General features: G+C 62.9%; 15 protein-coding genes. 12 read left to right on the top strand and 3 right to left on the bottom strand.

All coding sequences use genetic code 11. The features are described 5' to 3' along the window. Positions 1 to 13 precede the first annotated feature (13 nt). Complete coding sequence (locus GDV60_RS19910; protein ID WP_029299730.1) at positions 14 to 2,767, bottom strand: response regulator; 2,754 nt, start codon at positions 2,765 to 2,767, stop codon at positions 14 to 16. A gap of 530 nt (positions 2,768 to 3,297) precedes the next feature. Then, positions 3,298 to 3,813, bottom strand: a complete 516-nt coding sequence (locus GDV60_RS19905) for a DUF2062 domain-containing protein (protein ID WP_029299728.1) — start codon at positions 3,811 to 3,813, stop codon at positions 3,298 to 3,300. A gap of 136 nt (positions 3,814 to 3,949) precedes the next feature. Between GDV60_RS19905 and GDV60_RS19900 the strand changes: the two genes are divergently transcribed. From GDV60_RS19900 to GDV60_RS19845, 12 genes are all read left to right on the top strand, one after another. Further along, the gene (locus GDV60_RS19900; RefSeq protein WP_256679322.1) at positions 3,950 to 6,205 is read left to right on the top strand and encodes a DNA internalization-related competence protein ComEC/Rec2; all 2,256 of its coding nucleotides are present in this window, start codon (positions 3,950 to 3,952) and stop codon (positions 6,203 to 6,205) included. Between the two features lie 75 nt (positions 6,206 to 6,280). Next, positions 6,281 to 6,916: a MotA/TolQ/ExbB proton channel family protein gene (locus tag GDV60_RS19895; protein ID WP_029299724.1), complete on the top strand. Its 636-nt coding sequence runs from the start codon at positions 6,281 to 6,283 to the stop codon at positions 6,914 to 6,916. Continuing rightward, on the top strand, positions 6,913 to 7,341 hold the full coding sequence (locus GDV60_RS19890; protein ID WP_029299722.1) for a biopolymer transporter ExbD: 429 nt from the start codon (positions 6,913 to 6,915) through the stop codon (positions 7,339 to 7,341). The genes GDV60_RS19895 and GDV60_RS19890 overlap by 4 nt, the downstream gene beginning before the upstream one ends. After that, complete coding sequence (lpxK, locus tag GDV60_RS19885; RefSeq protein ID WP_104910739.1) at positions 7,341 to 8,351, top strand: tetraacyldisaccharide 4'-kinase; 1,011 nt, start codon at positions 7,341 to 7,343, stop codon at positions 8,349 to 8,351. The genes GDV60_RS19890 and lpxK overlap by 1 nt, the downstream gene beginning before the upstream one ends. A 24-nt stretch (positions 8,352 to 8,375) precedes the next feature. Next, positions 8,376 to 8,561, top strand: a complete 186-nt coding sequence (locus GDV60_RS19880) for a Trm112 family protein (protein ID WP_003174668.1) — start codon at positions 8,376 to 8,378, stop codon at positions 8,559 to 8,561. Then, the gene (kdsB, locus tag GDV60_RS19875) at positions 8,558 to 9,322 is read left to right on the top strand and encodes a 3-deoxy-manno-octulosonate cytidylyltransferase (RefSeq protein ID WP_159908541.1); all 765 of its coding nucleotides are present in this window, start codon (positions 8,558 to 8,560) and stop codon (positions 9,320 to 9,322) included. Before GDV60_RS19880 ends, kdsB begins: the two co-directional genes overlap by 4 nt. Further along, a complete protein-coding gene (locus tag GDV60_RS19870) occupies positions 9,322 to 9,786 on the top strand; it encodes a low molecular weight protein-tyrosine-phosphatase (protein WP_029299713.1) in 465 nt (154 codons plus the stop codon). Before kdsB ends, GDV60_RS19870 begins: the two co-directional genes overlap by 1 nt. Beyond that, positions 9,783 to 10,802 (top strand): UDP-N-acetylmuramate dehydrogenase, encoded by a 1,020-nt coding sequence (gene murB / locus GDV60_RS19865; protein WP_159908539.1) that lies wholly within the window; start codon positions 9,783 to 9,785, stop codon positions 10,800 to 10,802. Before GDV60_RS19870 ends, murB begins: the two co-directional genes overlap by 4 nt. A 393-nt stretch (positions 10,803 to 11,195) precedes the next feature. After that, complete coding sequence (locus GDV60_RS19860) at positions 11,196 to 11,666, top strand: (2Fe-2S)-binding protein (RefSeq protein WP_159908537.1); 471 nt, start codon at positions 11,196 to 11,198, stop codon at positions 11,664 to 11,666. Next, the gene (locus GDV60_RS19855; RefSeq protein WP_070994648.1) at positions 11,663 to 13,984 is read left to right on the top strand and encodes a xanthine dehydrogenase family protein molybdopterin-binding subunit; all 2,322 of its coding nucleotides are present in this window, start codon (positions 11,663 to 11,665) and stop codon (positions 13,982 to 13,984) included. Before GDV60_RS19860 ends, GDV60_RS19855 begins: the two co-directional genes overlap by 4 nt. Continuing rightward, the gene (locus GDV60_RS19850) at positions 13,984 to 14,970 is read left to right on the top strand and encodes an XdhC family protein (protein ID WP_070994647.1); all 987 of its coding nucleotides are present in this window, start codon (positions 13,984 to 13,986) and stop codon (positions 14,968 to 14,970) included. Before GDV60_RS19855 ends, GDV60_RS19850 begins: the two co-directional genes overlap by 1 nt. Next, entirely contained in the window at positions 14,967 to 15,545 is a 579-nt protein-coding gene (locus GDV60_RS19845) for an NTP transferase domain-containing protein (protein WP_178121321.1), read from the top strand. The genes GDV60_RS19850 and GDV60_RS19845 overlap by 4 nt, the downstream gene beginning before the upstream one ends. Positions 15,546 to 15,956: 411 nt before the next feature. On the opposite strand, the gene rne is transcribed toward GDV60_RS19845, so the two are convergent. Then, entirely contained in the window at positions 15,957 to 19,187 is a 3,231-nt protein-coding gene (gene rne, locus GDV60_RS19840) for a ribonuclease E (RefSeq protein ID WP_178121318.1), read from the bottom strand. Positions 19,188 to 19,785 lie beyond the last annotated feature (598 nt).

Genomic DNA, 19,785 nt, shown 5'->3' with positions numbered 1-19,785 from the left:
GTGTTGTTCTGTGTCAGGCGTTGACCCGGGCTTCGCTGGCAAGGCGGGCAATCGCCATGTCCAACTCATCGAGGGCGGCGATGGCCTTGGCGTCATCTTGCTTGAGCAAGGTTTCGGCGCGCTGGCAGGCGGCGCGTAATTGCGGCACGCCGCAGTAGCGGGTGGCGCCGTGCAGGCGGTGGACCCGTTCGATCAGCGCGTTATTGTCGTTGGCTTCGCGGGCGATGCACACCGCCTCGCGGTCGGCTTCCAGGGACGCCAGCAGCATGGCCAGCATGTCGGCGGCCAAGTCTGCCTTGCCGGCCGCCAGGCGCAGGCCTTCCTCATGGTCCAGCACTGGCAGTTGGGCGGCGGGGCCGTGGCCTTCGACGGCGCGCTCCGGGCCTTGATTGCGCAAGGCCAGGCCGGTCCATTTCAGCACCACTTGGGCCAGTTGCCGCTCGCTGATGGGTTTGGTCAGGTAGTCATCCATGCCGCTTTGCAGCAGGGCGCGCTTTTCATTGGCCATGGCATGGGCCGTCAGCGCGACGATAGGCAGCGGTGTGCCATGGCGCTCGCTTTCCCACTGGCGAATCGCCTCGGTGCTCTGGCGCCCGTCCATACCGGGCATCTGCACATCCATCAGCACCAGGTCGAAGGCTTCTTTTTTCACCGCTTCAATGGCGGTATAGCCGCTTTCCACGGCCTGGACCTTGGCGCCCATGTCTTCGAGCAGGGTCTGCACCAGCAGCAGGTTGGCCGGGTTGTCATCGACACACAGCACCCGTGGCGCGCGGCTGGACAACGGTTCACCGGGCTCGCTGCGCAACGGCCGCGGGCTGATCAGGTCGGACAGTGCCCGGCGCAATTTGCGGGTACAGGCCGGTTTGGCCTGCAGCTGGCTGTTGGGGTTGGGCACCGACAGGTTGAACAGCAATTGCTCGGTGGTCGGGCACAGCACCAGGACTTTGCAGCCCAGGTGTTCGAGGTCCCACAGGTGTTGGTTGAGGCGTTCTGGCGGAATGTCATTGGCGGTGATGCCCAACACCGCCAGATCGATGGCATGTTCGGTCTGGTGCGCGCTGGTGATGCCGTTGGTGAGGTTCTCCAGGCTGTTGAACGGCGTGACCTCCAGGCCACAGTCTTCCAACTGGTGTTGCAGGGCCTGGCGCGCCAGTTCGTGATTCTCCAGCACCGCCACGCGCCGGCCCAGCAGCGGCGGGGAGGGCAGGTCTTCGATATCGTCGCGGGTCTTGGGCAGGTTGAGGCTGATCCAGAACTCCGAACCCTGGCCCGGCGTGCTGTCGACGCCGATTTCACCGCCCATCTGCTCGATCAGGCGCTTGGAGATCACCAGGCCCAAGCCCGTGCCGCCGGGCTGGCGGGACAGTGAGTTATCGGCCTGGCTGAAGGCCTGGAACAAGGCGCGTACATCCTGGTTGGACAGGCCGATGCCGGTGTCCTGCACGCTGATGCGCAGTTGTACGCTGTCTTCCTGCTCGTCTTCAAGCATGGCCCGGGCCACGATAGTGCCCTCGCGGGTGAACTTGATGGCATTGCTCACCAGGTTGGTGAGGATCTGCTTGAGACGCAACGGGTCGCCCACCAGGGACAGGGGCGTATCGCGGTAGACCAGGCTCACCAGCTCCAGCTGTTTGGCGTGGGCGGCCGGGGCGAGAATGGTCAGGGTGTCTTGCAGCAGGTCGCGCAGGTTGAACGGAATATTGTCGAGTACCAGCTTGCCGGCTTCGATTTTCGAGAAGTCGAGAATTTCGTTGATGATACCCAGCAGGTTATCGGCGGATTTTTCGATGGTGCCCAGGTAATCCAACTGACGGGGCGACAGCTCGCTTTTCTGCAGCAGGTGGGTAAAACCGAGGATGCCGTTGAGCGGCGTGCGGATTTCATGGCTCATATTGGCCAGGAACTCCGACTTGATGCGGCTGGCCTCGAGGGCCTCCTTGCGGGCCAGGTCCAGCTCGATGTTCTGGATCTCGATGGTTTCCAGGTTCTGGCGCACATCTTCGGTGGCCTGGTCGATACTGTGTTGCAGTTCTTCCTGGGCGTTTTGCAGGGTTTCGGCCATGCGGTTGATACCGGACGCCAGTTGATCCAGCTCCTGGCTGCCCAAGGGCGGCAAACGGGTTTCCAGGTTGCCATCCTTGAGCTGCGCCACCGCTTGCTTGATCTGCCCGATGGGCGAGTTGATCGTGCGGCTGATGCGCAATGCCAGGGCCGCGGTGCAGATCAGGCCGACGGCGATCAACAGGAGGCTGGCGAACAGGCTGCGATAGCCGCGTAGCAACATGCCGTTGTGGGACAGTTCCAGCTCGACCCAGCCCAGCAGGCGGTCGGCTTCGTCGGGAATCAGCTCGCCGGCGAGGTTGCGATGGCGGCCGAACACGGGCAGCAGGTAGCGGGTGGCGTCATTGTCGGTGCGTTGCAACAGGTGGGAGCTGTTGCCGATGGGCGGTGGGTTGAGCATGGTCGGGCCGGCATGGGCCAGGGACGAGCGGTCGGGCGCCAGGAAGGACACGGCCCGCACATCGACTTGTTCCAGGGACTGGGTCGCGATGCGCTCCAGCAGATCGATGTTCTTGCTGCCCAGTGCCGGCGCCACCAGCGGCGCCAATTGTTCGGCGATCATCTCGCCGCGATTGAGCAGCTGGGTTTGCAGGTCCGAGAGCTGCATCCAGGTGAAATAACCGCCCAGCAGCAATGCCATCAGGCTGGTAGGCAACAAGGTCAGCAACAGTACGCGGCCTTTTATCCCCATTCTTCTTAGCACGCCACTCTCCCGCTACCACACTGATGTCGACATTCTACGCAGGCATCCGGCCCGCGCTACCTGCGCAGTGTAGCCATATGAGGGGCTTGGAATCTTGCAAAAAATGCTTGAGAGGGCGATGGCGGGATTATTGAGCGGCAGTTGCGGCGGGTATCGCTGCCTCCCTGATCGTCAAAGCGTGCGCGTACTTCGGTAGGCGCTGGCCTGCCCGCGATGGCCATAGGTATCTACACAACTTTCAGAAACTGACGAACTCTCCTGTGGCGAGCGGGCTTGTCGGAACGCCGCATCGCCCGCGCTGGGCTGCGAAGCAGCCCAAAAACCAGCCGCTACGGAGTATCTGATACACCGCATACGGCTTATTGGGGCTGCTTCGCAGCCCAGCGCGGGCGATGCGGCGTTCCGACAAGCCCGCTCGCCACAACTGCGCTATCTGCCTGGATTTAGGCGTTGCGGCAAAGTTGTGTAGATACCTATGCCGCGATGGCGCCCGCCGGGACACCTCTGCTCCTGAACAGAGGGGCCGCCTTCTATCGATTGCGCTGCTGGCGCTTTTTCCATTGATGACCCACCCACCACCGCCAATACACCATCGTCAGGCAGTACGCCAGCGCGCCCAATACCAGCCCCATCACCACCGAGCCCAGCAGGAACGGCTGCCACATGGTCGACAGTTGCCCACTGATCCATTCCCAGGTCAGTTCGTCGGGCAGGGTGCGCGGTGGGATGTTCATCAGCCAGGTGCCGGTCATGTAGGTGCAGAAGAACACCACCGGCATGGTGATTGGGTTGGTCAGCCATACCAGGCTCACGGCGATGGGCATATTGCCGCGCACGCAGATGGCGAGGACGGCCGCCAGCAGCATCTGCAAGGGGATGGGAATGAAGGCGGCAAACAGGCCGACAGCCATGGCCCGGGCAACCGAGTGCCGGTTGAGGTGCCAAAGGTTGGGGTCATGGAGCAGCGTCCCGAGAAAGCGTAAGGACTTGTGTTCCCGAATGCTGGTCGGATCGGGCATGTACCGTTTGAATAAGCGCCGTGGCATAGGGGGTCCAGGTCAGTTCGAGGGGCAAGTATGCCCGTATTCTACGAACGGGAAATTCAGACTTTGTGACAAAAAATCATAGTCCTCCCGGAACCACTCGGCTAACACTCAATGGGTCACTTTCAAGGAATGATCCATGCGTACAGGGATGTTTGCGCTGGCGTTGGGGCTGCTGGCGTTGCGCCTGCTGCCTGCCTTGCCGCCGGTCGGTTGGTTGCTGGTGTTGCCGGTGGTGGCGTTGATGCTGCTGCCATTTCGAACTTATCCGCTGGCATTTTTCCTGTTGGGCCTGGGGTGGGCCTGTTTCAGCGCGCAACGGGTCCTCGACGACCGGCTCAGCCCCGCATTGGACGGCCAGACTCGCTGGCTGGAAGGGCGCGTCAGCGGGCTGGCGCAGCAGGCCAATGGGGTGGTGCGCTTCGAGTTGAGCGACAGCCGGTCACGTCAGGACCGGCTGCCCCAGCGTATCCGCGTGAGCTGGCAGGGCGGCCCCGCAGTGCGCAGCGGTGAGCGCTGGCGTTTGGCGGTGACCCTCAAGCGTCCCGCCGGCCTACTGAATTTCCATGGCTTCGACCAGGAGGCCTGGCTGTTGGCCCAGCGTGTGGGGGCGATCGGGTCGGTCAAGGATGGCCAGCGCCTGGCGCCGGCCCGGCATGCCTGGCGCGATGGGATCCGCCAGCAGTTGTTGGCGGTCGATGCCCAGGGCCGCGAAGCCGGGCTGGCTGCACTGGTGCTGGGCGACGGCTCCGGTCTGGCCGCCGAGGACTGGCGCATTTTGCAGGCCACCGGCACCGTGCATCTATTGGTCATCTCCGGCCAACATATCGGCCTGTTATCGGGCTTGATCTACGCCCTGGTGGCCGGGCTGGCCCGCTACGGCGGCTGGCCCAGGCGCTTGCCCTGGCTGCCTTGGGCCTGCGGCCTGGCATTTGCCGGCGCGCTGGCCTATGGCGTGCTGGCCGGTTTTGAAGTGCCGGTGCAGCGGGCCTGTGTAATGGTGGGGCTGGTGCTGCTGTGGCGCTTGCGGTTTCGCCATCTGGGGATCTGGTGGCCACTACTGCTGGCCCTGAATGCGGTGTTGATCATCGAACCGCTGGCCAGCCTGCAACCGGGGTTTTGGCTGTCGTTTGCCGCCGTGGCCGTGTTGGTGCTGGCCTTCGGCGGCCGCCTGGGGCCATGGCGCGCCTGGCTTGCCTGGACCCGTGCCCAATGGCTGATCGCTATTGGTCTGTTCCCGCTGCTGCTGATCCTCGGCTTGCCCATCAGCTTGAGTGCGCCGCTGGCCAATCTGTTTGCCGTGCCGTGGATCAGCCTGCTGGTGCTGCCGTTGGCGCTGGCGGGCACGCTGTTGCTGGCGCTGCCGTGGCTGGGCGGCGGCCTGCTGTGGCTGGCGGGTGGCGCACTGGATTGGCTGTTCATGGCCCTGGCCATGCTGGCCGAACGCGTACCGGCCTGGATGCCTGCCGAGGTGCCCGTTGGCTACTGGTTGCTGAGCCTGCTGGGGGCACTGCTGTTATTGATGCCCAAGGGCATTCCCTTTCGCCTGCTGGGTTGGCCCCTGTTGCTGCTGGCGGTGTTCCCGCCCCGCGAATCGATCCCGTTGGGGCAGGTAGCGGTGGAGCAACTGGATGTCGGCCAGGGCCTGTCGATAGTGCTGCGCACCCGCAACCATGTGCTGTTGTATGACGCCGGTCCGCGACTTGGGGAGTTCGACCTCGGTGAGCGCGTGGTACTGCCGGCGCTGCGCAAGCTGGGGGTTGGCCAAGTGGACTTGATGCTGCTCAGTCACGCCGACGCCGACCATGCCGGGGGCGCTGCGGCGGTTGCGCGGGGGGTGCCGGTCAAGCGGGTGGTGGGCGGGGAAACCCAGGGCCTGCCAGCGTTCCTCCAGACCCAGGCCTGTGTCAGCGGTGAGCAATGGGAATGGGACGGTGTGGCGTTCCAACTGTGGCAATGGGCGGATGCCAGCAACGGCAATGCGAAGTCCTGCGTGCTGCAAGTCCAGGCCAATGGTGAGCGCCTGCTGCTGACCGGCGATATAGACCGCGAGGCCGAGCGGGCCTTGCTCGCCACGCCCCTGGCGGTCGCCACCGATTGGCTGCAAGCGCCCCATCATGGCAGTCGCAGTTCCTCGTCATGGCCGTTCGTCCAGCGAGTCGCCCCCAAGGCCGTGTTGATCTCCCGTGGGCGTGGCAACTCCTTTGGCCATCCGCACCCGCAAGTACTGGCGCGTTACCGGTATTTGCGCAGCGCCATTTATGACAGCGCCGAGCAGGGCGCCATCCGCCTGCGCCTGGGGGCTTTCCAGGCGCCGGTCATGGCACGCAGCCAGCGTCGTTTCTGGCGCGCGCCTGTCATTGACAGTTACCAAAGGCCGGTGCCTGCGACATGATGGCTGTCGGCGGGCAGGCCCTTCCTCGCCAGCCTATATGCTAAAGTGGCGCACTTTTTCGAGGGGACATTCACTGTGTGGGAATTGGTCAAATCCGGCGGCTGGATGATGTTGCCGATCATTCTGAGCTCCATCGCCGCACTCGGCATCGTTGCCGAACGCCTGTGGACCCTGCGCGCTAGCCGCGTGACCCCTGATCATCTGCTGGGGCAGGTCTGGCGCTGGATCAAGGACAAGCAACTGGACAAGGAAAAGCTCAAGGAATTGCGGGCCAATTCCCCCCTGGGCGAGATCCTCGCCGCCGGCCTTGCCAACTCCAAGCACGGTCGCGAGATCATGAAGGAATGCATTGAAGAAGCCGCCGCCCGGGTTATCCACGAGCTGGAGCGCTATATCAATGCCCTGGGCACCATCGCCGCGATGGCACCGTTGCTTGGCTTGCTTGGCACGGTGCTGGGCATGATCGATATCTTCAGCGCCTTTACCGGCTCGGGCATGACCACCAACGCCTCGGTATTGGCCGGGGGGATTTCCAAGGCCTTGATCACCACGGCTGCGGGCTTGATGGTGGGTATCCCGGCGGTATTCTTCCACCGCTTCCTGCAGCGCCGCATCGATGAACTGGTGGTGGGTATGGAGCAGGAGGCGATCAAGCTGGTGGAAGTGGTCCAGGGCGACCGTGACGTCGACCTGGTCGAGGGCAAAGCGTGAAATTTCGCCGCAAGCCTCGGGAAACCGTCGATATCAACCTGGCGTCGTTGATCGATGTGGTGTTTATCCTGTTGTTGTTTTTTGTCGTCACCACCACCTTTACCCGGGAAACCCAACTGCGGGTCGAACTGCCGGAAGCCGTCAGCGGTTCGCCGGCCGAAGACCAGCAGCTCAAGCAGTTGGAGATCACCATCAGCGCCGAAGGGGTGTTTTCGGTGAACAACCAGTTGCTTGAGAAGAACGACGTGGCCAGCGTAATGGACGCGCTGCAGAAGGAGTCCGGCGGTGATACGCAAATGCCGCTGTCCATCAGCGCCGATGGCAAGACCCCGCATCAGGCCGTGATCACCGCGATGGATGCTGCCGGCAAGCTCGGTTTCAGCCATTTGCGCATGACCACCGTCGAGGCGGCGGGGCAGCCTTGATGGCCTTGTCCGATCGTTTGCTCAAGGCCTGGTACGAGGGCCATCCGGCGCTCAAGCTCCTGCAACCGTTGGAAGCGCTCTATCGCCGGGTGGTCAAGCGCAAGCGCGACAGGTTCCTGGCGGGCGAGGGGACTATCTACCAATCACCGGTGCCCATCGTCGTGGTCGGCAATATCACCGTGGGCGGCACGGGCAAGACGCCGTTGATCCTGTGGTTGATCGACCATTGCCAGCGCAGTGGCCTGCGGGTTGGCGTGGTCAGCCGTGGCTATGGGGCCAAACCGCCGCAGTTGCCCTGGCGGGTGCAAGCCAGCGATAGCGCGCAAGTGGCCGGTGACGAGCCCTTGCTGATCGTGCAGCGCAGTGGCGTCCCCCTGGTGATCGACCCTGATCGCAGCCGTGCGGTGCAGGCCCTGCTCGCCAGCGACACCCTGGACCTGATTCTGTCTGACGATGGCCTGCAGCATTACCGCCTGGCCCGTGACCTTGAACTGGTGCTGATCGACAACGCCCGCGGCCTGGGCAATCGCCGCTGCCTGCCTGCCGGGCCGCTGCGCGAGCCGGTCGAGCGTCTGCGTAGCGTCGATGCGCTGCTCTACAACGGCGCCGGGGCTGATCGCGAGGATGGCTTTGCCTTCCGCCTGCTGCCCACTACCCTGGTCAACCTGCTGACCGGCGAGCGCCAGCCACTGGATCATTTTCCGCTGGGCCAGCGGGTGCATGCGGTCGCCGGCATCGGCAACCCGCAACGTTTCTTCAATACCCTTGAAACGCTACACTGGCTGCCGATACCCCATGCGTTTGCCGACCATGCACCCTACAGCGCCGAGGTCCTGAATTTTTCGCCATCACTGCCGCTGGTCATGACCGAAAAGGACGCGGTGAAGTGCCGCGCCTTTGCCCAGGCACACTGGTGGTACCTTGCAGTCGATGCGGCACCGTCACCGGCGTTTATCGCCTGGTTTGACACGCAACTGATGCGCCTGCTGCCGGCTCGACTTTTGCCTTGAAACGCTTTTATCCAGGAAACCCCCATGGACACCAAACTGCTCGATATCCTCGCTTGCCCGATCTGCAAAGGCCCGCTCAAGCTCAGCGCCGACAAGACCGAGCTGATCAGCAAAGGCGCTGGCCTTGCGTACCCGATCCGCGACGGCATCCCGGTGATGCTGGAAAGCGAAGCCCGTACCCTGACGACCGACGAGCGCCTGGATAAATGACCACTGCCTTCACTGTTGTCATCCCATCGCGCTACGCCTCCACCCGCCTGCCCGGCAAACCTTTGCAGATGATCGGCGGCAAGCCGATGATCCAACTGGTCTGGGAACAGGCCTGTAAAAGCAGCGCCCAGCGCGTGGTGGTGGCCACTGACGACCTGCGGATCATCGAGGCCTGCAAGAGCTTTGGCGCCGAAGCAGTGCTGACCCGTGAAGATCACAATTCCGGTACCGACCGCCTGGCGGAAGTCGCCACGCACCTGGGCCTGGCGCCGGACGCCATCGTGGTCAACGTGCAAGGTGACGAGCCTCTGATCCCGCCGTGTGTCATCGACCAGGTCGCCGCCAACCTGGCCGCCCATGCCGAAGCGCGCATGGCGACCCTGGCCGAACCGATCGAAGACATTGAGACCTTGTTCAACCCCAATGTGGTCAAGGTGGTCAGCGACATCAATGGCCTGGCCTTGACCTTCAGCCGTTCGACCCTGCCCTGGGCGCGCGATGAATTCGCTAGGCAACGTGACGTCTTGCCAGCCGGCGTGCCGTACCGCCGCCATATCGGCATCTACGCCTACCGCGCCGGTTTCCTGCATGACTTCGTCAGTTGGGGCCCGTGCTGGTTGGAAAACACTGAGGCCCTGGAGCAGTTGCGTGCCCTGTGGCACGGCGTGCGCATTCATGTCGACGATGCCATGGAGGCCCCGCCGGCCGGCGTCGATACGCCGGAAGACCTTGAGCGCGTGCGTCGGTTGCTGGGGGCTTGATGGAAGTCCTGTTTGTTTGCCTGGGCAATATCTGCCGCTCGCCCACCGCCGAAGGCGTCCTGCGCCATAAGTTGCGGGCCGCTGGGTTGGCCGACCAGGTCGAGGTGGCCTCCGCCGGCACTGGCGAATGGCATATCGGCAAGGCGCCGGACAAGCGCAGCCAGCAAGCGGCGCTGCGCCGTGGCTACGACTTGTCGGCCCAGCGTGCCCAGCAGGTATCGCGCGCCGACTTTGCGCGCTACGACCTGATCCTGGCCATGGACCAGAGCAACCTGCGTAACCTCAAGGCCATGCAACCGGCCCAGGGCAAGGCAGAGTTGGACCTGTTCCTGCGCCGCTACGACTCGGCGGTGGATGAAGTGCCGGATCCGTATTACGACGGCGAGCAAGGTTTTGAGCAGGTCCTGGACCTGATCGAGGCCGCCTGTGATTTGCTGGTGATCGAATTGAAGGGGCGTTTATGAGCCTGGATGTACAGCCCCAGGTTTCCCTGAAGGCCTTCAACAGTTTTGGCATTGATGTGCGTGCGCAGTTGTTCGCCCAGGCCCATAAGGACGCCGATGTGCGCGAGGCCCTGGCCTATGCGGCGGCGCAACAGCTGCCGTTGCTGGTGATCGGGGGCGGCAGCAACCTGCTGCTGACCCAGGACATCCCGGCGTTGGTATTGCGCATGGCGACCCAGGGTATCCGGGTGCTGCACGACGACGGCCAGCAGGTTGTGGTGGAAGCCGAGGCGGGGGAGGCCTGGCATCCCTTTGTGCTGTGGACCCTTGCGCAAGGGTTCTCTGGCCTGGAAAACCTCAGCCTTATTCCCGGTACGGTCGGTGCGGCACCGATGCAGAACATTGGCGCCTACGGGGTCGAGATCAAGGATGTGTTCGCTGGCCTGACCGCCCTCGACCGCCAGACCGGCGAGTTGCGGGATTTCAGCCTGGCAGAATGCAACTTCGCCTACCGCGACAGCCTGTTCAAGCACGAGGTGGGGCGCTGGCTGATCCTGCGCGTACGCTTTACCTTGAGCCGCGTGGCGCACTTGCAACTCGGTTATGGCCCGGTGCAACAACGCCTGGCTGAACAGGGCATTACCCAGGCGACGCCGAGCGATGTCAGCCGGGCCATTTGCAGCATCCGCAGTGAGAAACTGCCCGACCCTGCGGTCTTGGGCAACGCCGGCAGTTTCTTCAAGAACCCGCTGGTGTCCCAGGTGCTGGCGGCGCAATTGAAGCTGCAGTATCCCGATCTGGTGGCTTACCCCCAGGCCGATGGCCAAGTGAAACTGGCGGCCGGCTGGTTGATTGAAAAGGCCGGCTGGAAAGGCTTTCGCGACGGAGATGCTGGTGTGCATCGCTTGCAGGCGCTGGTGCTGGTCAACTACGGCGCGGCCACGGGCCTGGAGATTTCCAGCCTGGCCCAACGCATCCAGCGCGATATCGCCGAGCGCTTCAAGGTCGATCTGGAAATGGAGCCCAATCGTTATTGAGCTACGCTTCTAGCGTGTTGAACAAAGCCCTGCATTGCAGGGCTTTTTTGTTAATGCTGGGTTAACTTAGCAGGCTAACGATGCCTGTTTATCGTTCTATAGATACTGTTTATCAAAGGCCCGGTGAAAGATCGGTGTTGTTTGTGCAGGGAATGGTAGGAGCGAGCTTGCTCGCGAAGATCGTCAACGATGACGTGGGCGTTCTGAATCAACGTGGTGTCCTGGCGTTTTTCGCGAGCAGGCTCGCTCCTGCAGTGATGCACATTCCCTGACGCAACACCTGTCTTCACAAGAGAGCCCGATTAGCCTGAGCCATCTGCGTGAACCAACTCCGCTCCCCTGAAAGCGGCAGATAGCTCGACCCCATAATCCAATCACTATGCGGGCGTGCCCATGATTACTCTCAAACTCAACGGTCAAGATCATCCGCTGGATGTCACCGAGGACATGCCCCTGTTGTGGGCGATCCGCGATGTGGCGGGTTACAACGGCACCAAGTTCGGTTGCGGCATGGGCCTGTGCGGCGCCTGCACTATCCATATCGACGGCTCGCCGGCCCGCAGTTGCATCACGCCTATTGGCTCGGTCAAAGGGCAGAACGTCAGCACCATCGATAACCTGCACAATGACCCGGTTGGCCAGGTTGTGCAGCAAGCGTGGCTAGACACGGCAGTAGCCCAGTGCGGTTACTGCCAGGGTGGGCAGATCATGTCGGCTACGGCACTGCTGAAAACCAACCCCAATCCCAGCGATGCGCAGATTGAAGAAGCCATGGTCGGCAACATCTGCCGCTGCGGCACGTACAACCGCATCAAGACAGCGATCCGCCAGGCCGCGACGCATCTGCAGGGGGGCAAGGCATGAGCCAGTTGCCAAGCAATTTTGCCCTGAACAACCTGAGCCGCCGGGGGTTCCTTAAAGGCGTTGGTGCGACCGGTGCGCTGGTGGTGGCCGCCAGTTGGGGCTTGCCCCAGGCCTTTGCCGAGGAGGTGAAGCAATACGGCGGGGCAGCCATGCCCAACGGCGTGATCGATGACCCCAAGGTGTATGTCAGCATCGCCACCGATGGCACTGTCACCGTTATCTGCAACCGCTCGGAAATGGGCCAAGGCGTGCGCACCAGCCTGACCATGGTGGTGGCCGACGAGTTGGAGGCCGATTGGGCGCTGGTGAAGGTTGCGCAGGCACCGGGCGACGAAGTGCGTTTTGGCAACCAGGATACCGACGGTTCGCGCAGCATGCGCCATTGGTACGAGCCGATGCGCCGTTGCGGCGCAGCCGTGCGCAGCATGCTGGAACAGGCCGCCGCCGAGCAGTGGAAAGTGCCGCTGGGCGAGTGCCGTGCGCAGTTGCATAAAGTGATTCACCAGCCCAGCGGTCGTGAGCTGGGCTATGGCGCCCTGGCTGCAGCCGCCGGTGCGCTGGCGGTGCCGGCGCGGGACAGCCTGCGGCTCAAGCAGCCGTCGGAGTTTCGCTATATCGGCAAGGAGGCCACCAAGGCCATCGACGGTGCCGATATCGTCAACGGCCGGGCGGTGTACGGCGCCGATGTGCATTTTGACGGCATGTTGTTTGCGACCATTGCGCGGCCCAAGGTGTATGGCGGCAAGGTCAAGTCGTTCGATGCCAGCGCGGCGTTGAAAGTCCCCGGGGTGATCAAGGTCCTGCAAATCGAAAGTCGGCCCGTGCCCTCGGAGTTCCAGCCCTTGGGCGGCGTAGCGGTGGTCGCCAGCAATACCTGGGCGGCGATCAAGGGGCGTGAAGCGCTGCAGATTGTCTGGGAGGACGGCGTCAATGCCGGCTACAACTCCATCGACTACCGCAAGACCCTGGAAGCCGCGGCCCTTGAGCCCGGCAAAGTGGTGCGCAATACCGGCAGCATCGACCAGGCCCTGAGCGATGCCGACAGCACCCTGGAAGCCGCGTATTACTTGCCACACTTAGCGCAGTCGCCCATGGAGCCGATGGTTGCCGTGGCCCGTTATCAAGACGGGCAATGCGAGGCCTGGGCGCCGAGTCAGGCGCCGCAGGTCACACGGGAGCGGGTCGCCGAGCGCCTTGGTTTGCCATTCGATAACGTCACGATCCACGTCACCCTGTTGGGCGGCGGCTTTGGGCGCAAGTCCAAGCCGGACTTCATCATTGAAGCTGCGGTGCTGGCCAAGGAGTTTCCCGGCAAGGCCGTGCGCGTGCAGTGGACCCGTGAAGACGATATCCATAACTCCTACTTTCACACCGTGTCTGCCGAGTACCTCAAGGCCGGCCTGAACAAGGACGGCATGCCCTCCGCCTGGCTGCACCGCACCGTGGCGCCGAGCATCACTGCGCTGTTTGCGCCGGGTATGAACCATGAGGCCGCGTTTGAATTGGGCATGGGCTTTACCAACATGGCCTACGCCATTCCCAATGTGCGCCTGGAAAACCCCGAGGCCGCCGCCCACACCCGTGTGGGTTGGTACCGTTCGGTGTCGAACATCCCCCACGGTTTTGCCATCCAGAGCTTTGTGGATGAACTGGCGCACAAGGCCGGCCAGGATCCGCTGAAATATCAGCTCAAGCTGCTGGGCCCGGATCGTCAGATCGATCCACGCACTTTGAGTGAAGAGTGGAACTACGGCGAGTCACCCGAGCGTTACCCGATTGATACGGCGCGCATGCGTGGCGTGCTCGAGACTGCGGCCAAGGCTGCCGGCTGGGGCCGCACGCTGCCCAAGGGGCGTGGCCTGGGGCTGGCGGTGCACTACAGCTTTGTGACGTATGTGGCGGCGGTGATCGAGGTGGAGGTCAAGGGCGATGGCACGTTGATCGTGCACAAGGCGGATATCGCCGTGGATTGCGGCCCGCAAATCAACCCGGAACGCATCCGCTCGCAGTTCGAGGGCGCTTGCGTCATGGGCTTGGGGAATGCGGTCCTGGGAGAAATCAGCTTCAAGGATGGCAAGGTCCAGCAGGACAACTTCCATATGTACGAAGTGGCGCGCATGTCCCTGGCTCCCCGGGAAATAGCCATACATTTGGTCACACCGGCAGGCGAGGTCCCCCTCGGCGGTGTGGGTGAGCCGGGCGTGCCGCCGATTGCGCCGGCGCTGTGCAATGCGATATTTGCCGCCACCGGCAAGCGTATCCGTAACCTGCCGGTGCGTTATCAGTTGCAGGGTTGGCAGCAGGAGGCGCAGGCCTGATGGACAGCGTGGATCTGAATGTCCTGCGCAGCGTGCTGGAGTGGCGCCGCGCAGGGCAACAGGTGGTGCTGTACAGCGTGGTCCAGACCTGGGGCAGCGCACCACGGCCGCCGGGGGCGATGCTGGCCCTGCGTGGCGACGGGGTGGTGATCGGCTCGGTATCCGGTGGCTGCATCGAAGATGACCTGATCGCCCGTCTGCACGATGGCCGCCTGCCAGACAATGGGCCGCCGGTGCAGTTGGTGACCTATGGCGTCACCCGCGACGAAGCGGCGCGTTTTGGTCTGCCATGCGGCGGTACCTTGCGCCTGACGGAGGAGCGGGTGGAGGAATATGCCTGGGTGGCGGAGTTGCTGGCGCGTTGTGAGGCCCATGAAATTGTGGCGCGGGAACTGGACTTGGCGACGGGCAGTGTGCGCTTGAGCGTGGCGAGCAAGTCCGACATCGTCAGTTTTGACGGTGAGCGTTTGCGGGCCATCTACGGTCCGCGCTGGCGCCTGCTGCTGATCGGTGCGGGCCAGTTGTCGCGTTATGTGGCAGAAATAGCGCGCCTGTTGGATTTTGAAGTACTGATCTGTGATCCCCGCGCGGAGTTTGTGCATGGCTGGGAAGAACAGCACGGGCGCTTTGTGCCGGGAATGCCCGATGAGGCGGTGCTCAATATCCAGACGGACGAGCGCACGGCTATTGTTGCCCTGACCCACGATCCGCGCCTGGACGATATGGCGCTACTGACCGCGTTGAACTCTCGCGCCTTCTACATCGGGGCCCTGGGCTCACAGCTCAATAGCCGCAAGCGTCGGGAAAACCTCGCGTTACTGGGCCTGGGGGCCGAGGCAATTGCGCGGCTGCACGGCCCGATCGGTCTTCATATTGGCAGTCATACGCCGGCAGAGATCGCCTTGTCCCTGATGGCGCACATCGTCGCGATCAAGAACGGTGTGGAAGTGTTGCAAGCCAAACCCGTACGGGAGGCGGTCAGTTGACGAGTGCGATCACCGCAATCGTCCTGGCGGCGGGGCAGGGCAGCCGGTTCCGTGCGCAAAGCGGGCAGGACAAACTGCTGGCTCATTGTGTGGGGCGTGATGGAGTGACACGGCCGGTCTTCGAGCATGTGCTGCTCAATCTGCCGGCCAGCATCACTCGGCGGTGGGTCGTTACATCGCCTGCGTGCAGCGAGGTCATCCGTCTGGCCACGGATCATGGCTGTGAAGTGTTGCTGCTGGAGTCGGCAGGCATGGGGGACAGCCTCGCGGCAGGGGTGGCGGCCAGTGGTCCGGCAGCGGGTTGGCTGGTGGTGTTGGGGGATATGCCGTTTATTCAGGCGTCGAGCATTGAGCGGGTGATAGAGCGGGTGGATGGGATCAGTGTGCCGGTGCACGCCGGCCGGCAGGGCCATCCCGTTGCATTTGGCCAGGCATTGGGGCTCGCCTTGATGGAACTGACGGGGGATCGTGGTGCCAAGGCCCTGTTTGCCCAGGCTGATGTTCGGCAGGTGCCGGTGGATGATCCCGGGGTGTTATGGGATGTGGATGTGCCGCAAGCACTGGAATTCAGGTAGGGGTTGGCTTGGCGGCGATGGCGGCCTCAAGCTCACCGCGCCTTCTCTCTACCGCCATCGCGGCATAGGTATCTACACAACTTTCAGAAACTGACCAACTCCCCCGTGGCGAGCGGGCTTGTCGGAACGCCGCATCGCCCGCGCTGGGCTGCGAAGCAGCCCCAAAACCAGCCGATACGGTGTATCTGGTACAACGCATTCGGCTTATTGGGGCTGCTTCGCAGCCCAGCGCGGGACAAGCCCGCTCGCCACAACTGCGCTATCTGCCTGGATTTAGGTGTTGCGGCAAAGTTGTGTAGATACCGATGGCCATCGCGGGCAAGCCCGCACACATGATCTCTGTCGTTGAATGGAGCGCGTAAAAAAGCCCCGCCTGATTGCTCAGGCGGGGCTTTTTAGTTGCCGTTGGAATCAGGCGAGGGGTTTAGGCTCGTGCTCTTCTTCCAGGGCTTTGGGGTTGTGCTCTACCACTTCTTCAACGGAACGCAGGTTCTCGTCGATGACCGGGGCAGTGTGCTCAACTTCAGCTTCGATGGCCGGTGCTTGAGCAACGGCCTCGACTACGGCCGGGGCCGCTGCCGCTGCTTCTTCGGCTTCTTTCTGCAGGCGCTCGGCTTCACGCTTGCGACGACGCACTTCACGCGGGTCGTTAGGCGCACGGCCGTTTTCGGTGAGGGCGCTGGCAGGGGCTTCGACCACTGGGGCGGCCACTTCGGCTACCACTGGGGTTTCCACCACCACCGGAGCCGGCTCGGCAACCACGACTGGTTCTGCAACCACCGCAGGTTCGGCGACAGGTGCTGGAGCTTCCTCTACCGGAGCCGGGGCTGGTGCTTCGGCGACGACGGCTGGCTCGGCAGTCCACTGGAAGGCGGTCTGTTCTTCGCGAACTTCACGCACTTCTGGGGTTGGCTCGGCAACTGGCGCTTCGACAACCGCTTCAACCGCAGGCTGTGGCTCAACCACGACCGCAGGTGCGGCCACGACTTCGGTTTCAGCTTCAGGCTGGGCTTCGTGAACCGGTGCAACTTCCACTTCTGGAGCGGCAGGTGCTTCGACCACGGTGGTCGCTTCGACAACCGGTGCTTCGACGACGGCAGTTTCCTGCACGGCAGCGGTGGCACGTTCGGCCTGCTGGTTGGCTTCGGCTTCGGCAGGGGCGCTGATGACCGAGCTGGCAACCGCTGCGGTAACGGCCAGGCCGGCAGCCAGTTCGGTGCTGGTCGGCTCGTTGTTGGCTGCTTCTTCAGTGGCTTCGCCGGTCTCTTCCGAGCCTTCGATCACGTTGCCGTTGGCATCACGTTGACGCTCACGACGGTTGCTGCGACGACGCTGGCCACGGGAGCGGCGGCGTGGACGATCGCCTTCGGCGTTGTCCTGGCCATCTTCCTGTGGCTGTTCGTCGTTGCTCAGCAGTTCTTCTTCACTGGCGGCGGCAGCTTGCTCGGCACGTGGTTGACGCTCTTCACGCGGTGGGCGTGGGGCGCGTTCTTCACGGGGCTGGCGGGCCGGACGTTCTTCGGTCGCGGTATCCACTGCAACAGCGCCAGCGGCGGCCACGGCTGGAGCGGCGTCCAGTGGCTCGCGAAGTTCACGTACACGTTCTTCACGCTCGCCACGCGGCTTGCGATCTTCACGTGGGGCGCGAGGCGCGCGCGGTGCGCGTTCTTCACGTGGCGCACGCTCTTCACGCGGAGCACGTTCTTCACGGGCTACGGCCGGGGTTTCTTCACGGGCTTCGCGCGGTTGACGCTCTTCACGTGGTGCGCGTTCTTCACGCGGTGCACGCTCTTCGCGAGGCTTGCGTTCTTCGTCACGGCGACCGTTGCGGTTACGGCTCTGCTGGCGACCGTTGCGACGCTCTTCGTTGCGTGCAGGGCGTTCAGCGGCAGGCTTCTCGACCACGGCTGGAGCAGCAGGCTCTTCCTTGGTGGCGAACAGGCTGACCAGCGACTTCACCAGGCCCTTGAACAGGCTTGGTTCCGGCAGGGAAGCAGGCGCGGCAACCGGGGCAGCGGCTTCAGCCGGCACGGGTGCATTGGCACGGGCCGGCGCGGTCTTGACGGCAGCTTCCTGGCGAACCAGGGTGCGGGTCGCGGCGGCTGGCTGGACTTCTTCGACTTCGGCAGCAGCCGCGGCGATTTCGTAGCTGGACTGGCCGCTGTGGGCTTCCGGGCTGTCGTCACGCAGGCGCTGGACTTCGAAGTGCGGCGTCTCGAGGTGATCGTTCGGCAGGATCACGATGCGGGCACGGGTGCGCAGTTCGATCTTGGTGATCGAGTTGCGTTTTTCGTTGAGCAGGAAGGCGGCGACCGGGATCGGCACTTGCGCGCGGACTTCGGCGGTGCGGTCTTTCAGGGCTTCTTCTTCGATCAGGCGCAGGATCGCCAGGGACAGCGATTCAACGTCACGGATGATGCCGGTGCCGTTGCAACGCGGGCAGACGATGCCGCTGCTCTCGCCCAGGGATGGACGCAGGCGCTGACGGGACATTTCCAGCAGGCCGAAGCGCGAGATGCGGCCAACTTGCACGCGGGCACGGTCGGCTTCCAGGCATTCGCGGACTTTTTCTTCCACGGCGCGCTGGTTCTTGGCTGGGGTCATGTCGATGAAGTCGATCACGATCAGGCCGCCGATATCACGCAGGCGCAGTTGGCGAGCGATCTCTTCGGCTGCTTCCAGGTTGGTCTGCAGGGCGGTTTCTTCGATGTCGCTGCCTTTGGTGGCGCGCGCCGAGTTGATGTCGATGGACACCAGGGCTTCGGTCGGATCGATGACGATGGAGCCACCGGAAGGCAGTTCGACTACGCGCTGGAAGGCGGTTTCGATCTGGCTTTCGATCTGGAAACGGTTGAACAGCGGTACGCTGTCTTCGTACAGCTTGATCTTGCTGGCGTACTGCGGCATCACCTGGCGGATGAAGGTCAGGGCTTCGTCCTGGGCTTCAACGCTGTCAATCAGCACTTCGCCGATGTCCTGGCGCAGGTAGTCGCGGATGGCGCGGATGATCACGTTGCTTTCCTGATAGATCAGGAATGGCGCGGAGCGGTCCAGGGACGCTTCTTTAATAGCAGTCCACAGTTGCAGCAGGTAATCGAGGTCCCACTGCATTTCTTCGCTGCTGCGGCCAAGGCCGGCAGTGCGCACGATCAGGCCCATGTCGGCCGGGGCGATCAGGCCGTTCAGCGCTTCACGCAGTTCGTTGCGCTCTTCGCCTTCGATGCGACGGGAGATGCCGCCGGCACGCGGGTTGTTCGGCATCAGGACCAGGTAACGGCCAGCCAGGCTGATGAAAGTGGTCAGGGCTGCGCCCTTGTTGCCACGTTCTTCTTTTTCGACCTGGACGATGACTTCCTGGCCTTCGCTCAGGACGTCCTTGATGTTCACGCGGCCTTCAGGGGCTTTCTTGAAGTATTCGCGGGAGATTTCCTTGAGGGGCAGGAAGCCATGGCGCTCAGAGCCAAAATCGACAAAGGCAGCCTCAAGGCTTGGCTCGATGCGAGTAATCCGGCCTTTATAGATGTTGGCCTTCTTCTGCTCGCGTGCACCGGACTCGATGTCCAGGTCGTAGAGGCGTTGGCCATCTACCAGTGCAACACGCAACTCTTCGGGTTGAGTTGCGTTAATCAGCATTCTTTTCATGTTGTACCGTCGGTTTCCGGGCTGCCGGAAACGGCGTTCGGCACACACGACTTCTCACGGTCGGTGTCAGGTGCGTCAAGAGTGGTTGGCCACTCCAGTGTCCAGCAATACCGGCCAATTGGGCTGGTATCGCGACTTACGCGTCCTGCTTGCTGTGGTGACTTAATAAGCACTCAGTCAGGAGGAGGAATCAACCGGCGACTGTGGACGAGATGAAGCGTCTAAATATAAGCCTAGTGCTACACAGTCCGACGGTTGTGCATCTCCACCCTACACGTATCCCTGATAATTCGGGTGCTGCCGCGCGCAGAATCCGCAGCGGGTTGGCATTTACCGTGTTCTCCAATGGGGAGTTCACGCTCATGGCTAATAACAGGCGTTGTTTCCGAAGCATTCGCCGTGGTCTGGTACAAGACTGACTGCACTTTGTGAACTGGCCGTAAATATCGGCGCAATAGGCGAGTAATCACTCTGCTTATCGCACTCGCTTCAGGCCTCATGTCACCTGCGCTTGTTACAATCTTGAGCCTTCCAGTGTGGCAAGAGCCCCGTAGGACGGCCTCGCGTCCTGATGAATTGCGATGGTCAGGGGCGGCAG

This window comes from Pseudomonas sp. DTU12.1 (assembly GCF_009873475.1).
GTDB classification, from domain to species: domain Bacteria; phylum Pseudomonadota; class Gammaproteobacteria; order Pseudomonadales; family Pseudomonadaceae; genus Aquipseudomonas; species Aquipseudomonas proteolytica.
The sequence above is the reverse complement of the archived record's forward strand: the minus strand, read 5'-3'. Positions and strand labels throughout refer to the sequence as shown.

Excerpts from the sequence above, each read along its gene's own strand:
- GDV60_RS19905 (WP_029299728.1), bottom strand. The coding sequence starts at position 3,813 with ATGCCACGGCGCTTATTCAAACGGTACATGCCCGATCCGACCAGCATT.
- GDV60_RS19900 (WP_256679322.1), top strand. The coding sequence starts at position 3,950 with ATGCGTACAGGGATGTTTGCGCTGGCGTTGGGGCTGCTGGCGTTGCGC.
- lpxK (WP_104910739.1), top strand. The coding sequence starts at position 7,341 with ATGGCCTTGTCCGATCGTTTGCTCAAGGCCTGGTACGAGGGCCATCCG.
- GDV60_RS19880 (WP_003174668.1), top strand. The coding sequence starts at position 8,376 with ATGGACACCAAACTGCTCGATATCCTCGCTTGCCCGATCTGCAAAGGC.
- kdsB (WP_159908541.1), top strand. The coding sequence starts at position 8,558 with ATGACCACTGCCTTCACTGTTGTCATCCCATCGCGCTACGCCTCCACC.
- GDV60_RS19870 (WP_029299713.1), top strand. The coding sequence starts at position 9,322 with ATGGAAGTCCTGTTTGTTTGCCTGGGCAATATCTGCCGCTCGCCCACC.
- murB (WP_159908539.1), top strand. The coding sequence starts at position 9,783 with ATGAGCCTGGATGTACAGCCCCAGGTTTCCCTGAAGGCCTTCAACAGT.
- GDV60_RS19860 (WP_159908537.1), top strand. The coding sequence starts at position 11,196 with ATGATTACTCTCAAACTCAACGGTCAAGATCATCCGCTGGATGTCACC.
- GDV60_RS19855 (WP_070994648.1), top strand. The coding sequence starts at position 11,663 with ATGAGCCAGTTGCCAAGCAATTTTGCCCTGAACAACCTGAGCCGCCGG.
- GDV60_RS19850 (WP_070994647.1), top strand. The coding sequence starts at position 13,984 with ATGGACAGCGTGGATCTGAATGTCCTGCGCAGCGTGCTGGAGTGGCGC.
- rne (WP_178121318.1), bottom strand. The coding sequence starts at position 19,187 with ATGAAAAGAATGCTGATTAACGCAACTCAACCCGAAGAGTTGCGTGTT.